This is a genomic window from Methylobacterium sp. WL103, assembly GCF_008039885.1.
Taxonomy (GTDB): domain Bacteria; phylum Pseudomonadota; class Alphaproteobacteria; order Rhizobiales; family Beijerinckiaceae; genus Methylobacterium; species Methylobacterium cerastii.
Genome location: NZ_VRUX01001313.1, coordinates 1 through 425, shown reverse-complemented (window position 1 = coordinate 425; position 425 = coordinate 1). Strand labels below are relative to the sequence as shown.

Here is a 425-nt window from a genome sequence, read left to right as displayed (position 1 = left end):
GCGCCGCGGTGAGGTTCGGGTGCAGCGGGCAGGCGCGGCGCAGCATCACCACGAGCAGCACCGAGAGCGGCAGCGACACGCCGACGAGGAAGGCGAAGCAGCCCTCCATCGCGTGGCCGTCGGCCGGGGTGGTGCCGGGGGCGAGCCAGCCGCGCAAGCATCCGAGCCCGCTCGCGCCGACCCAGAACGCGGCCGGCACCAGCGGCAGCAGCCCCCAGCGCAGGGAGCGGCCGGGCACGCTGGTCATGAAGGCGGCGAGCGCGGCGGTGATCGCGGTGAGCCCGGCGCAGAGCGCCGCGATGCGCAGGTCCGGCGTGGCGAGGCGCATGCGCAGGCCGTCCATGTCGGCCATCGGCATCAGGATCGCGGCGACCGCCAGCACAGCCGCGAGCCAGGCCGCCGCGCGCCAGGCCGGCGGGCTGAGC

The 425-nt window shown here is 77.2% G+C and carries 1 protein-coding gene; it reads right to left on the bottom strand.

Annotated elements, in window-relative coordinates; genetic code table 11:
* Nucleotides 1-425, bottom strand: a 425-nt coding sequence (locus FV222_RS29145) for an NrsF family protein (protein ID WP_348644957.1), incomplete at both ends; no start/stop codon positions are given.